Here is a 13,797-nt window from a genome sequence, read left to right as displayed (position 1 = left end):
GCGCATGCGCCCAAGGACTAGCGGCGGCTGGCCCCATCATGAGGCCAGCCGCCGCCATCGACCGAAACGGCCGGATTGCCAGCCTGGTCGTCAGCCCAGCGGATTGATGACGAATGCCGGCATCTGCGCCTTGTCGGACGCGCATTCGAGGAACTTGTCGGCCGTCCTCAGCGCCTCGTCGATCGTCACGTCCATGTCGAGGTAGCGGTAGGTGCCCAGGCGGCCGATGAAGGTCACGTTGGGTTCCTCGTTCGCCAGCCGCACGTACTTCTCCAGCTGCACCTTGTCGCGCGCCAGGCGGATCGGGTAGTACGGCGTATCCTTTTCCTCGCACTGCCGGCTGTACTCGAAGTAGCAGACGGTACCTTCGTGCTGTTCCCACGGCGAGAAATGCTTGTGCTCCGTGATGCGCGTGTAGCGCTGGGCATTGTCGCAATAATTGATCACCGCGTTGCCCTGGTAGTCGCCCTTGTCGCGGTGCACTTCGAAGTCCAGCGTGCGATAGGGCAGGCGGCCTTCGCGGTGGCCGAACCAGGCGTCGATCGGGCCGCTGTAGAACACGTGGTCGTAGTCGCCTTTCTGATCCGGGTTGAAGGCCGTGTTCAGGTGCACGGTGATGCCCGGCACGTCGAGGATCTTTTCAACGATGGCCGTGTAGCCATCCTTCGGCATGCCCTGGTACTTGTGGCTGAAATAGTTGTCGTCGTAGTTGAAGCGCACCGGCAGCCGCTTCAGGATGCTGGCCGGCAGCTCGGTCGGCTGCAGGCCCCACTGCTTGACGGTGTAGGTCTTGAAGAATGCTTCGTACAGTTCCCTACCCACGAAGCGCAGCGCCTGGTCTTCGAAGGTGACCGGGTTCTCGATGGTCTTGTCGCCCAGCGAGGCCAGGAATTCCTGCGCTTCGGCCGGCCGGAACGTCTTGTCGAAGAACTGGTTGATCGTCAGCAGGTTGATCGGCAGCGTGAACACGCGGTTGTTCGTGATCGCCTTCACGCGGTTCACGTAAGGCATGAACTGGGAAAACTCGTTGACGAATTTCCACACCCGTTCGTTATCGGTGTGGAAGATGTGCGGCCCATACACATGGACCAGCACATTGGTTTCTGCATCGCGCTCGGAATGGCAATTGCCCGCGATATGGGATCGTGATTCGAACACTTCGACTTGGTAGCCCGCTTTCGCGAGCTGGTGCGCGATTACCGCGCCGGAGAAGCCTGCCCCGACAATAGCTACGTTCTTTGTCATCACGCTCACTCGAATTATTTAATGAATTATTTAAGGAATCAACCAGGAAACTGAATCATGCAGGTCGCCCTGCGTGGTCGCTTGCGACTCCGGATGCCGCCCGACGTGGAAAGATTACCATGTAAAAAAAACAAGCGTTGCACGGTTAACTTGGCAAATTCATCAGTACCCGCCGGGTGCCATTGCCCGGCGTCCTGCCGGCAAATCCCGCCGGTGTGTCCTGTTTGTACGCGGCCTCGCATCCGGCGCCGTGGGCTGGCCGGGCTGTACACCGGGCTGGACGCGCAGGCCATCACCGCGGCGGGAGCCCCATGGCCGCCGGCATGCCGGTGGCCGGCTTCACCGGCGGAGAACGTCGACTGCATCATGCTGGCCGATGGCATGCGCCTGGCGGGCGACATGGCCGGCGCGGTGCCGCCCACGCCGCTGAAGGACATCGCGCCGCCCGCATGGCGCGCAATGTCGCCGTGATGCTCACGGCACGATGGTGATGAACAGGTAGACGGCGAAGATCACCACGTGCACCATGCCCTGCATGATGGTGGTGCGGCCATTGCCGAGCGACAGCGTGGCCACGATGATCGACAGCAGCAACAGCACGGTGGACTTGGTGTCGATGCCCAGCGACAGGGTCCAGCCGTTCATCAGCGACACGATCGCCACCGCCGGAATCGTCAGACCGATACTGGCGAGGGCCGAACCGAGCGCCAGGTTCAGGCTCGTTTGCAGCCGGTTCGCGCGCGCCGCCTGGAACGCGGCGATCCCCTCGGGCAGCAGCACCACCGCGGCGATAATGATGCCGACCAGCGCCTTCGGCGCGCCCAGCGCGAGCACGGCCGCTTCCAGCGGCGGCGACAGCGACTTGGCCAGCAGCACCACGCTGCCCAGGCAGGCCAGCAGCAGCGCGCCGCTCCACCAGGTGACCTTCAGCGGCGGTGGCGGCGCATGCACCGCTTCGTCGCCCGCCGCCAGTTCGGGAAGGAAGTAATCGCGGTGCCGCACGGTCTGCACCAGCACGAAGGTGCCGTACAACACCAGCGAAATGACGGCGATGAACACCAGCTGGCTGCTGCTGTAGACGGGGCCCGGCGTGGTGGTGGTGTAGTTCGGCAGCACCATCGTCAGCACGGCGATCGCCGACAGCGTGGCCAGCGCGGCGGATACCCCGGTCTGGGTGAAGCGCTGCTCGCCATGGCGCCGCGCGCCCGCCAGCAGGCAGATGCCGACCATGCCGTTCAGGATCAGCATCACCGCGGCATACACGGTGTCGCGCGCCAGCCCCGTGGTCGCTTCGCCGCCGGCGATCATCAGCGACACGATCAGCGCGACCTCGATCGAGGTCACCGCCACCGCCAGCACCAGCGTGCCGTACGGTTCGCCGATCCGGTGCGCCACCACTTCCGCGTGGAACACGGCGGCCAGCACGCCGGCGAACAGGCCGGCGGCCAGCAGCACGATATAGGTACCGCCCAGCATGTCGCCGAGGCCGGCGGCCTTGCCGGCCAGCAGGAGCCACGCGGCGACAGGCGCGGCGATCGTCCACGCGGGCAGGGAGTTGGATATTTTCATGGTGCTCTCTCGGTCGTTGACGTCGGTCACCGCCCCTGGCGATGCGGGGCCGGTCCGCGCGCAGTGTACACGCCCGGCCGCGGTGACCCGCACGCGCCATCGCCTTCACGCCGGCCGGTTCGCCGCCGCGCCTTGCGCCTACAGCGTGCGGAACGACACGCCGACCATGATGCGGCGGCCGGCATAGGCGTAGTCCAGCAGGTTCGGCACGCCATCGCCGAGCGGTGCGTAGTGTGCCTGGCTGTTCGACGTGGTGGCATTGCCGATATTGCGGCCTTCCAGGAAGAACTCCACGTCCGGGCGCCACTTCCAGCCGATCTTGGCATCGATGAAGCGCGTGGCATCCTTGAAGTTCGGCGAGCCGGGCGAATAGATCTTCGGCGTCGAGTTGTTCACGTTCACGCCCTGCGCCGGGTAGTTGATCAGTTCGCGCGGGGTCTGGCCGCACGGCGAGATGCAGGTGAACCAGGCCGCGGCACCCTGCAGCGCCACGCGGGCCGACAGCCGGCCATCGTCGTACCACAGCGCCACGTTGTACTGCGATTCCGATTCGCGCGCCGGCGGCAGCGGCGTGCCGGTCAGCAGGTCGACGATGGCTGCATTCACGTGCTTCGACTTCACCTTCGTGTAGTTGGCATCGAAGCCGGTGTTGGCCAGGAAGCCGGGCAGGAACGTGAACGCCGTCTTGGTGCTGAATTCCGCGCCCTTGCGGGTCGACACGGGGCCGTTCACGTAGGTCGAGTAGCTGAACGGCAGGTCGGACAGCTTCACGCCCGTCTGCGGGTCCACCAGGTCGGAGCCGGCGAACAGCTGGCCGCCGCTGACGCCTTCGGTGATGAACTGGCCCACCTTGCCCTTCTGCGTGAAGTAGGCCAGGCTGAACATCGTGTCGCGGTTCGGGTAGTACTCCAGCGACAGGTTCTGGTTGACGTTCTTGCGGGCCTTCAGCGCCGGATTGCCGATCGTGCCGTTGCAGCGCTGCGTGCCGTCCGCATCCAGGTCGGCCGCGCGCTCGTCGTAGATGCAGGTACTGGCCGGCAGCAACTGCTGGATCGGCGGCCGCGCCACCGTCTTCGCCACGCTGTAGCGCAGCACCAGTTCGTCCGGGCGCAGCCACGTGGCCAGGTTCAGGCTGGGCAGCACGTCCGTGGTCGAGGCGTCGACCGAGGTATTCTGCACGATCGACGATTGCACGTAGCCGGCCGAATTGCTCGGGTCTTCCGGATCGTACAGCGCCGTCTTCGAATACGAGGTGAAGGTCATCGTGCCGGTGCCGTTGACGCGGCTGCGCACGTAGCGCACGCCCACGTTGCCGTCCAGTTCCAGGCCGAACGGCAGCTCGCGATCGGTGAACGGCACATGGTCCAGGCCGAAGTCGGTCATCAGGTAGAACGCGTCGATACGTTCCTTGAGCTTGTTGACGGGCTGCTCGTACACCTTGCCGTCGGTCGCCGTGCACGTCTTCACGCAATCCCAGTTGCGGTTGGCGAAGTTGGTCAGCTCGACCGCCCTGGCGATGTCGATGCCCATCCAGTTCTGCGGCAGGATGGCCGGCCGGTCCTTCGCACCGTGGAAGAACGAGGTGCCGGTGGCCGGCTTGGTCAGCGTTTGCGCGATGATGTTCTGGAATTCCTGCGGCGTCAGCACCAGCGTGCCGTCGCGGCCCGAGCGCGGGTCGCCCGGTGGATTCATGCCGTACTGGCAGGCGTCGCCGCCCGGCGCCAGCGAGGCGGCGGTGTTCTGGCAGCCTTCGAAACGGTTGTCCACGCGCGCCTGCGGCAGGTAGATGCCCGGCACGTAGCCTGGGGTGCCGTAGGTGCCCTGTGCTGCCCGCACCGTCCGGTCGCCGGCGCCGCCTTCCCATGAGTTGCTGTAGCTGTCGCGCAGGTTGAAGCCGGCCTTGATGCGCTTGAAGAACGGGATGCTGTCCGGCGTCATGTACGTCACGTCCAGCTTGGCCGTGCGCTCGCCCGTTTCACGGATCTGCGGCAGCCACAGGATGCCTGTCGCCGTGGTGCGCAGCGGCTGCACGGTGGCCGGATAGTTCGGCCGGTAGATCGTGTTGGTGTTGCCCAGCTTGGCCTCGCCGACGGTGCGCGGGAACAGCGCCGCATAACCGGGCGGGTCGGCCTGGTTGACGCCGGCCGGGAAATCGAAGCCCCACAGGCCGCTGGGATCGAGCTGGAACGTGGTGGGCCCCGTGTTCAGCGTGTAGCTCATGCGCTGCTGCACGCGGCGGAAGTCCGAGCGGGCGTCAGCGAAGAAGAATTCGGCGGTCAGGCCGTTGTTGCGGTACGTGCCGCCGGTCTGCAGGTAGCGGCTGATGGTGCGGGCGAATTCCAGCGTCTGGTCCGGGATCGCCTGGCCATCGGAGACCGTGAAGCGCGTCAGGTGGTGGCTGGAGTCGACCAGCACCGAGGCGGGATCGATATTGGTGACGGCACCCTGGATCGGATAGTTGTTGGAACGCGTGGAATAGCCGCCCGGGTACTGGAAGAACCCGGAGCCGGGTACCGCGTTGCGGATATTGTTGGCGGCATCGTCGGCGAACACCACGCCCGTGTAGCCCGGCGTGATCAGCGGGTTGGGCAACTGGTTCGGATTCTTCACTAGGCCGAGCTGGTAGGTCATCTGCTCGATGCGCGTTTCGCGGCGGTTGAAGCTGCCCTTGGCGTACACGGTGAGCCGGTTGTTCACCTTGAAGTCGCCGCGCAGGTCCAGGTTGTCCTTGCGGTCGTGTTCCTTCTTGATGAAGTAGCGCACGTTCGATGGCGTGTAGTCGTTCCACTGGTTCAGGCAGGTGAGCAGCTCGTTGCCGCGCTGCGCGCGCGCCGGGCCCTGGCTGTTGGTGGGTATCAGCGCCAGCTGCGCGGGCGACAGGTCGGGGAACAGGTTGTGGCAATCCTGCTTTGTCTGCGCGCCGGCCGACTTGGTGACCAGCGACAGGGGCGATTCGGAGTTCAGGAAATTGCTGCCGCCCATCGGCGTGCGCAGGATCGGCGTGGTGGCCGTCATGTCGTCGCTGGCCACGGTGCTGGGCAGGAAGGCATAGGTCTTTTCCGGCGAGCCATCGAAGTCGAGCAGGCGGTAGTAACCCTGCTGGGCCGTCTGCGACACCTGCATCGAGTGGGCCTCGTTGTTCAGCGTGCTGTGCGAAGCGTTCAGCATCAGGCCGAGCCGGCCGTCCAGGTACTTGTTCGCCAGGATCAGGTTGGCGTCCGGCTTCCATTTCTTGTCGAGCGAATTCTGGCTGCCGCCCAGGCGCAGCGAGGCGAACGGCTTCTTGAAGTCCAGGCCGGTGCGCGTCTTGATGACGATGCCGCCGCCCAGCGCGCCTTCGGTCATGTCCGCCGTCGAGCCTTTCACCACGTCGACGCTCTTGATGAGGTCAGCGGACAGCTGGCGGAACTCGGTGCCGCGGCTGTTCGGCCCACCGGTGGCGCCGGCATCGGTACCGCCGGCCGATTGCACGCTCTGGCCATCGAGTTCCACGCGGGTCAGGTCGGCGCCGTTGCCGCGCACCGAGACCGTCACCCCCTCGCCGTAGTCGCCGCGATCCAGCACGATGCCCGCCATGCGCGAGATGGCTTCACCCACGTTCCGGTCGGGCAGCGAGCCCACGTCTTCGGCGACGATCGAATCCATCGCGGTGGCGGCGTTTTTCTTGCGCTCGATGCCGGACTGCTGCGAAGCGCGGGTAGCCACGACCTCGACCCGGTGTACCGGGCCGTTTTCGGCCGCCGCACTGGACCCAGCCGGCGATTGCTGGGCCAGCGCGGCCTGGCTGGCGGCCAGCGACAGGAGAGCCAGCGAGACGGCGTGGGTTGATCGCTTGACTTCGAACTTGGTCTTGCTGGGATGGCTGGCGGTACGATTCATGGTCTCCTCCGGTTGGTATTGGTACCCCGCACGGGCGTGCCGGGGCCGGCGGCCTGGCGGGCCGCTATTGTCTGGAATGGATACGGAACCGGCCCGGTGGTCCGGGTCGGGAACTGGCTGCCGCGCCGCCAAGCGCGGCGCGTCGCGCACTAAACTGGACGCACTACAGTGGACGCACTACAGGGGCCGCCACCCGTCGCTGCCGCCGAGGATGTTCGCCACCGTGTACTGGCGCGCCTCGGCCTCGCTCAGCTGCCGCGACCAGGCGACCCGCTTGCCCGGGTCGGCGCCTTCGCCGCGGCTGTTGTACTCCACGTAGCGCGCGGTTCTCTCGTTGTCCGGCTTGCCCCAGTTGTGCCAGCCCTTGGGCCGGATGTGGGCGCCCATCGTGGTATTGATGAAGGCCACGGCGCCATGGGGGCGCCATGGCCGGCCCAGGAAGGCCAGCGGGGTCGGGGCCTTGGCGTCGATCTTGCCGGCCGGGTCCACCCACGGCGCGGGATCGCTGGTCAGGGTGCTGTCGATGAACACGAAGCCGTGTTTCCGTTCCGCCGGCGTGCTGGCGGCCGTCACGTAGCCGCCGTTCTTGCTCTTGATCTCGCACCGGTCGAAGACCGCCGTGGCGCTGCCGTAGATGAAATCCACGCGGCCCTCGATGTAGGTGTCGCGGAAGTAGTGCCGGCCATTGTTCAGCATGACCGTGTCCTGCCAGCCCAGCAGGCGGCTGTTCGTGACCACGGCGCGGTCGCCATCGATGCGCAGCGCCAGCGCCTGGCCATGGTCGCCGGAGGTGTTCCGGAAGGTCAGCCTGTCGGCGCGGAAGTCGTCGGCCAGCACGACCAGGGCGGTCCCCTTGTGCCGCAGGTCGGTGCCAGGCGGCTGCTCCTCGTTCGTGTTGGCGTGCCAGGTGAGGATGGTGGTGGCCGCCGCCTCGCCTTGCAGGGTAACGTTTTTCTTTTCCTTGTGCAGGATCTTCTGGCCATCGTACACGCCCGGTTTCACCAGGATGACGGTGCGTTCCGGGCTGTTGTCCGGCACGGCCGCGAAGGCTTCCTGCACCGTGCGGACATCGCCGCTTCCGTCGGGTGCCACGACGATGGTGCGGTCCCTCGCCAGGGCGCCGGTGGCGGCGCACAGCATTGCCAGGATGGCGCAGGCGAGGGCGTGCGGGATGGGTCTGGTCATGTCTCCTCCGTGGAATTTTTCATTGTTGGTTTCAAGGAAGCGTAGCAATAAGTTCACATGAAAATGCGTATTCGGTAAAACGTTTTTTCTCAACTATCAGGACAGTGTCGTAAAAATGGTTACGCAAACAATCACGTCGATGAGCGCTGTAACCATCCACAAAAAAGCCGTTGACGGTATTGAATATATTTAATACATTGGATGGTGTCCGTGTTGATGGAGATGGCCGCGATGGTCCAGGATCCGGCGCCGGTGGCGCCCCCCCAGTTTTCCCAGCTGTTGCTGATGTCCCCCGAGGACAATTGCCTGATCGCCCGCGTGCAGCTGGCCGCCGGCGACGTGGTCGTCATCGATGGTGTCCGCGTGACCCTGCCGGAAGCTGTCCCGCTGGGCTACAAGGTGGCGCGCGTGGCGCTGGCCCCGGGCGCCAAGGTGCTGCGCTACGGCGCGCTGATCGGCACCGTCACGGCACCGGTCGCGCAGGGCGCGATCCTGCACACGCACAACCTCGCCAGCGACTACATTCCGACCTATACCCTGGCCGACGACAGCAAGTCCTTCATCGGGAGTACCCACTGATCATGAACGATCCCGTTTCGCCGCCGGCGCTGGCCGGCTACCTGCGCGACGATGGCCGCAAGGGCATCCGCAACGTCGTGGCCGTGATCTACACGGTCGAATGCGCGCACCACGTGGCGCGGCTGGTGGTGAATGCCTTCCACGGCCAGCCGGTGCACCTGATCGGCTTCCCCGGCTGCTATCCGAACGACTACGCCGACCGCATGATGAAGCGCCTGGCCACGCATCCGAACGTGGGTGCCGCGCTGATCGTGGCGCTGGGCTGCGAAAGCTTCAACCGCCGCGGCCTGGAGGAAACCGTGGCGGCCAGCGGCCGGCCGGTGCACACCATCACGATCCAGGAAAACCGCGGCACGCGCACCAGCGTGGCCGACGGTGTGGAATGGGTGCGCTGGGCGCTCGAAGCGCTGGCCGGGCAGCCGCGCGTGCCGATGCGGATGGATGAACTGGTGGTGGCAACGATCTGCGGCGGCTCCGACAGCACCAGCGGCATCACGGCCAATCCCGCCGTCGGTGCGGCGTTCGACCAGCTGGTGGGCGCCGGCGCCACCTGCATCTTCGAAGAGACGGGTGAACTGGTGGGCTGCGAATTCCACATGAAGCGGCGCGCCGCCACGCCCGAACTGGGCGACGCGATCGTGCGCTGCGTGGACAAGGCGGCGCGCTACTACACGGTGCTGGGCCATGGCAGCTTCGCGCCCGGCAACGCCGACGGCGGCCTGACGACGCAGGAAGAGAAGTCGCTGGGCGCCTACGCCAAAAGCGGCGCGTCGCCGATCGCCGGCATCCTGAAGCCGGGCGACCAGCCGGCAACGGGCGGCCTGTACCTGCTCGACGTGGTGCCGGACGGCGAAGTGCGCTTTGGTTTCCCGAATATCTCCGACAATGCCGAGATCGTGGAATTGCTGTCGTGCGGCGCGCATATCACCTTGTTCACCACCGGCCGCGGTTCGGTGGTCGGCTCGGCCATCGCCCCCGTCATCAAGGTGTGCGCCAATCCCGCCACCTATGAACGGCTGGCCGAGGACATGGACGTCAACGCCGGCCGCATCCTGGCTGGCCAGGCCTCGCTGCAGCAGGTGGGCGACGAGATCGTCGACCTGGTGGCGCGGGTGGCGAACGGCGAGGAGACGTGTTCCGAGGCACTGGGCCACCAGGAATTCATCCTCACCTATAAACAGTTCGAGCCTTCCGGGCCGGGCTGCTATCCGCTCAGGGCCGCCTGATGGATATTCATGCAACGCGTGGTCTCGGGCGCGCTTCGGGCAACGCCATCCCGGCGACTTGCATGGGCCTCGGCTGCGCCCAGCTGGGCGGCCTGTACGAGGCGATCGACGACGCCGCCGCACGCGCGATCGTCGATACCGCCTGGGAGCTGGGCATCCGCTATTTCGATACGGCCCCGTATTACGGTTTCACGCTGTCCGAGCACCGGCTGGGCGCGGCGTTGCGGGGGCGGCCCCGCGGCGACTACGTGATCAGCACCAAGGTCGGGCGGCTGATGGAACCCGACCGCTCGGTGCGGCCCGGCGACTGCGGCTGGGCCGCGCCGCTGCCGTTCCGGCCCCGTTTCGACTATACCTACGACGGCATCCTGCGTTCGCACGAACACAGCCTGCAGCGCCTGGGCCTGGACCGCGTGGATATCCTGTACGTGCACGACATCGGCCGGGTCACGCACGGCGCGCGGCATGGCTTCCACTGGGACCAGCTGACGAACGGCGGCGGTTTCCGCGCGCTGGTGAAGCTGCGCGACGAGGGCGCCATCCACGCGTTCGGCCTCGGCGTCAACGAATGGGAAGCCGTGGCCGATGCGATGGCGGTGTGCGACCTGGACTGCGCGCTGCTGGCGGGCCGCTACACGCTGCTCGAACAGGCGTCGCTGGCACCGCTGCTGGACCGCTGCGTGGAGCGGGGCGTGGGGATCGTGATCGGCGGACCGTTCAACTCCGGCATCCTGGCCGGCAACCGCAAATTCAATTACGAGGATGCGCCGGCCGCCATCCTGGCCCGCGTCGAGGCGATCGGCGCCGTCTGTCGCGAGGCCGGCGTGCCGATGCAGGCGGCCGCGCTGCAATTCCCGATGGCCCATCCGGCCGTGGTCTCCTGCATTCCCGGCGCGCAAAGCCCGGCGCAACTGCGCCAGAACGCCGCCTGGTTCGCGCAGGCGATTCCAGCCGGGCTGTGGGCCACGCTGGCCCGCGAAGGCTTGATCGACCCGCGCGCGCCCGTGCCGCTGCCTGCCTGAGCTTTCATATGAATTCTCCTGTTCAACGACCACCCGAGTAATCTGCAAAGGAAACCCATGAAATTGCTGCGCCACGGCCCGAAGGGCGACGAGAAACCCGGCCTGCTCGATCCGGAAGGCCGGATCCGCGACCTGTCTGGCCACATCGCCGACCTGACGTCGGCCCACCTGGGCAAGGAAACGCTGGCTCGCCTGAAAGCGCTCGACTGGCGCACGCTACCCGCCGTGGCGACAGCCGGTGCGCCGGCGCGCCTGGCGCCGATCGTCGCCGATACGGGCAAGCTCATTTGCGTGGGCCTGAACTATTCCGACCATGCGGCCGAATCGGGCATGGCGGTGCCCAGCGAACCAGTGCTGTTCATGAAGGCCACCAGCGCAATCGTCGGCGCCAACGACGCGGTGGTGCTGCCGCGCGATTCGGCCAAGAGCGACTGGGAAGTGGAGCTGGGCGTCGTCATCGGCACCCGCGCACGCTACGTGGAAGAAAGCGAGGCGCTCGACTACGTGGCCGGCTATTGCGTGGTGAATGACTTGTCCGAACGCGAATACCAGCTGGAGCGGGGCGGCCAGTGGGACAAGGGCAAGGGCTGCGATACCTTCGGCCCCGTCGGCCCTTGGCTGGTCACCGCCGACGAAGTGCCGGACCCGCAGAACCTCGACCTGTGGCTGGAAGTGAACGGCAAGCGCTACCAGCAGGGCAGCACCCGCACGATGGTGTTCACGGTGGCGCAACTGGTCAGCTACATCAGCCGCTTCATGACCCTCCACCCGGGCGACATCATCAGCACCGGCACGCCGCCCGGCGTGGGCCTGGGCCAGAAACCCGATCCCGTGTACCTGAAGCCCGGCGACATGATGCGCCTGGGGATCAGCGGCCTGGGCGAGCAGCAGCAGACCGTGCATGCGTGGAACGAGGAACTGATCGACGCGTGATCATGCTCCTCCTGGAGCCAAGGCAGTTATTCTGACCCGAACAGGGCCGCGCAATGTACGCGGCCCCCACTGGAGACGTTAGACATGACCGTACCGGCCGCCCGGCGTTCCTACAAGTTCGCCTTCATGATGCTGACCACGCTGTTCTTCCTGTGGGGCTTCGTGCATAACCTCGATCCGATCCTGATCCCGCACCTGCGCCGTTCGTTCAGCCTGACGGTGCTGCAGGCCGCGCTGGTCGATTCGGCCGTCTACATCGCCTATTTCGTGATGGCGCTGCCGGCCGGACTGCTGATCCGCCGGGCCGGCTACCGGTGCACGATCATCGCCGGACTGGTGCTGTTCGGCGTCGGCTCGCTGCTGTTCCTGCCGGCGGCCGACACGCATCGCTACGTGGTCTTCCTGGCGGCGCTGTTCATCATCGCCTGCGGCCTGACCTTGCTGGAAACGGCGGCCAATCCGTACGCCGCCCTGCTGGGCCGCCCCGAGCGGGCCACCCAGCGCCTGAACCTGGCGCAATCGTTCAACGGCCTGGCCGCGGCGGTCGCGCCGATCGTCGGTGCGCGGCTGATCCTGGTCGAGGGTGCGACCGACCAGCAGCTGCAGGCGATGACGGAAGGCGCCCGGCAGGCCGCGCTGGCGGCCGAAGCGGCCAGCGTCAAGGGGCCGTACCTGGTGCTGGGGCTGGTGATCTTCGCCATCGCCGTGGTGTTCTACTTCATCCGGCTGCCGGAACCGGAGCGCAAGGCAGCCGATTCGGACGAGGGCGTGGCCGGCGCCATCGGCCAGGCATGGCGGCACGGGCCGATCCGGCGTGCCGTCATCGCCCAGTTCTTCTACGTGGGCGCGCAGGTGTGCGTGTTCAGCTTCTTCATCCTGTTCGCCGCCAGCGCGGCCGGCCTGTCGCAGATCGCGGCGGCCGATTACCTGGGCTGGGGTTGCGGCGTGGCGTTCGTGGCCGGGCGCTTCGCCGGCACGTGCGCGATGAAATACGTGGCGCCGGCCCGGCTGCTGCTGGTGTATGCGCTGATCTGCTCGGGGCTGTGCGTGGTCACGATGTTCGCCAGCGGCATGGCCTGCGTGGCGGCGGTGATCGGCATCGTGTTCTTCATGTCGATCATGTTTCCCACCATCTTCGCGCTCGGCATCAAGGATGCGGGCGCCGGCACGGAAATGGGCAGCAGCCTGATCATCATGGCCATCGTCGGCGGCGCGCTGCTGCCGCTGGCATTCGGCTTCATCAGCGACGTCACGCACAGCATCCAGCTGGGCTATGCGGTGCCGCTGGTGTGCTTCCTCGTCGTCGCCTGGTTCGCCCGCACGGTGCTGGCCCACGAACGCAGCGCGGCGCCGGTTCCTCCCCTTACGAACGGAGCGTTGAAACGTGTTTGAACTGAACGACAAGAAAGCCGTCATCACGGGGGCCGGCAGCGGCATCGGCAAAGCCATCGCCAGGCTGTTCGCGGCGCGGGGCGCAACCGTCCACGTGCTCGATGTCGCCGAGGACGCGGCCCGCGAGGTGGTGCAGGAGATCCGCCGCGACGGCGGTTCCGCCACCGCGCACGCCTGCAACGTGGCGGCGCAGCCCGAGGTGCTGGCCACCTTCGCCGCCATCGGCCCGCTCGACATCCTCGTCAACAACGCCGGCATCGCCCATATCGGCAAGGCCGACACCACCGCCGAGGCGGACTTCGACCGGGTGATGGCCGTGAACGTGAAGGGCGTCTACAACTGCCTGCACGCGGCCATCCCTCGACTGCGCGAGAACGGCGGCGGCGTGATCCTCAACATGGCCTCGGTGGCCGCGTGGGTGGCGGTAGCCGACCGCTTCGCCTATTCGACCGGCAAGGGCGCCGTGATGGCGATGACGCTGTCGGTGGCGAAGGATTACCTGGCCGACCGCATCCGCTGCAACTCGATCTCGCCGGGGCGCGTGCACACGCCGTTCGTCGATGGCTTCCTGGCGAAGAACTACCCTGGCCGGGAAGCGGAGATGTTCGAGAAGCTGTCGAAGACGCAGCCGATCGGGCGCATGGCGAAGCCGGACGAGGTGGCGGCCCTGGCGCTGTACCTGTGCAGCGACGAAGCATCGTTCATCACGGGCACCGATTATCCGATCGATGGCGGGTTCATCACGCTCAATACCTGAGGCTGGCGAT

At 66.4% G+C, this 13,797-nt stretch carries 10 protein-coding genes; 6 read left to right on the top strand and 4 right to left on the bottom strand.

Annotated elements, in window-relative coordinates; translation table 11 throughout:
- Positions 1-90: 90 nt before the first annotated feature.
- The 4 genes from glf to EYF70_RS16580 all read right to left on the bottom strand — a co-directional run bounded on the left by glf (position 91) and on the right by EYF70_RS16580 (position 7,878).
- A complete protein-coding gene (gene glf / locus EYF70_RS16595; protein ID WP_131146392.1) occupies positions 91-1,245 on the bottom strand; it encodes a UDP-galactopyranose mutase in 1,155 nt (384 codons plus the stop codon).
- A 474-nt stretch (positions 1,246-1,719) separates the two neighbouring features.
- Complete coding sequence (locus EYF70_RS16590; RefSeq protein ID WP_131146391.1) at positions 1,720-2,814, bottom strand: calcium:cation antiporter; 1,095 nt, start codon at positions 2,812-2,814, stop codon at positions 1,720-1,722.
- A 138-nt stretch (positions 2,815-2,952) separates the two neighbouring features.
- Positions 2,953-6,693 (bottom strand): TonB-dependent receptor, encoded by a 3,741-nt coding sequence (locus EYF70_RS16585; protein ID WP_229420416.1) that lies wholly within the window; start codon positions 6,691-6,693, stop codon positions 2,953-2,955.
- Between the two features lie 177 nt (positions 6,694-6,870).
- Positions 6,871-7,878, bottom strand: a complete 1,008-nt coding sequence (locus tag EYF70_RS16580; RefSeq protein WP_218943685.1) for a pectinesterase family protein — start codon at positions 7,876-7,878, stop codon at positions 6,871-6,873.
- Positions 7,879-8,109: 231 nt separating this feature from the next.
- Between EYF70_RS16580 and EYF70_RS16575 the strand changes: the two genes are divergently transcribed.
- The 6 genes from EYF70_RS16575 to EYF70_RS16550 all read left to right on the top strand — a co-directional run bounded on the left by EYF70_RS16575 (position 8,110) and on the right by EYF70_RS16550 (position 13,787).
- Positions 8,110-8,457, top strand: coding sequence for a UxaA family hydrolase (locus tag EYF70_RS16575; protein WP_131146390.1), 348 nt, complete (start codon positions 8,110-8,112; stop codon positions 8,455-8,457).
- A gap of 2 nt (positions 8,458-8,459) precedes the next feature.
- Entirely contained in the window at positions 8,460-9,683 is a 1,224-nt protein-coding gene (locus EYF70_RS16570; protein ID WP_131146389.1) for a UxaA family hydrolase, read from the top strand.
- Positions 9,683-10,705, top strand: coding sequence for an aldo/keto reductase (locus EYF70_RS16565; RefSeq protein ID WP_131146388.1), 1,023 nt, complete (start codon positions 9,683-9,685; stop codon positions 10,703-10,705). The genes EYF70_RS16570 and EYF70_RS16565 overlap by 1 nt, the downstream gene beginning before the upstream one ends.
- Positions 10,706-10,762: 57 nt before the next feature.
- On the top strand, positions 10,763-11,638 hold the full coding sequence (locus tag EYF70_RS16560; RefSeq protein WP_131146387.1) for a fumarylacetoacetate hydrolase family protein: 876 nt from the start codon (positions 10,763-10,765) through the stop codon (positions 11,636-11,638).
- An 84-nt stretch (positions 11,639-11,722) separates the two neighbouring features.
- The gene (gene fucP / locus EYF70_RS16555) at positions 11,723-13,030 is read left to right on the top strand and encodes an L-fucose:H+ symporter permease (protein ID WP_229420415.1); all 1,308 of its coding nucleotides are present in this window, start codon (positions 11,723-11,725) and stop codon (positions 13,028-13,030) included.
- On the top strand, positions 13,023-13,787 hold the full coding sequence (locus tag EYF70_RS16550; RefSeq protein WP_131146386.1) for an SDR family NAD(P)-dependent oxidoreductase: 765 nt from the start codon (positions 13,023-13,025) through the stop codon (positions 13,785-13,787). The genes fucP and EYF70_RS16550 overlap by 8 nt, the downstream gene beginning before the upstream one ends.
- Positions 13,788-13,797 lie beyond the last annotated feature (10 nt).

The organism is Pseudoduganella albidiflava, assembly GCF_004322755.1.
GTDB classification, from domain to species: domain Bacteria; phylum Pseudomonadota; class Gammaproteobacteria; order Burkholderiales; family Burkholderiaceae_D; genus Rugamonas; species Rugamonas albidiflava.
The sequence above is the reverse complement of the archived record's forward strand: the minus strand, read 5'-3'. Positions and strand labels throughout refer to the sequence as shown.